The 248-nt window shown below is 62.9% G+C and carries 1 pseudogene; it reads left to right on the top strand.

The features are described from left to right. Positions 1–244 (top strand): annotated as a pseudogene (locus KVT37_RS32510) (sugar phosphate isomerase/epimerase); the annotation flags it as partial. Positions 245–248 lie beyond the last annotated feature (4 nt).

Below are 248 nucleotides of genomic sequence, written 5' to 3' on the forward strand. Positions count from 1 at the left end.
CGAGGAGAGCTACCGGGACCCTCCCTACGACGATGTGTTCGACGGCGCGACCCTCGAGATGTGTTTAGACGCGGTGGGCCGGCCCCAGCGCTGCAACATCCACTACGCCCCGTCGCATTTCCTGCTGCAGGAGCTCGATTATCTGGGGTTCATCGCCACCTACCTTGAGGGGTTCAAGGCGTCTCACTTCAAGATGGCCGAGTTCAACCCGCCGGGGCGGCTGGGCGTCCATTCGGTCTACTAGGGCT

It is taken from the genome of Mesorhizobium sp. GbtcB19 (assembly GCF_019091085.1).
GTDB lineage: Bacteria > Pseudomonadota > Alphaproteobacteria > Rhizobiales > Rhizobiaceae > Mesorhizobium.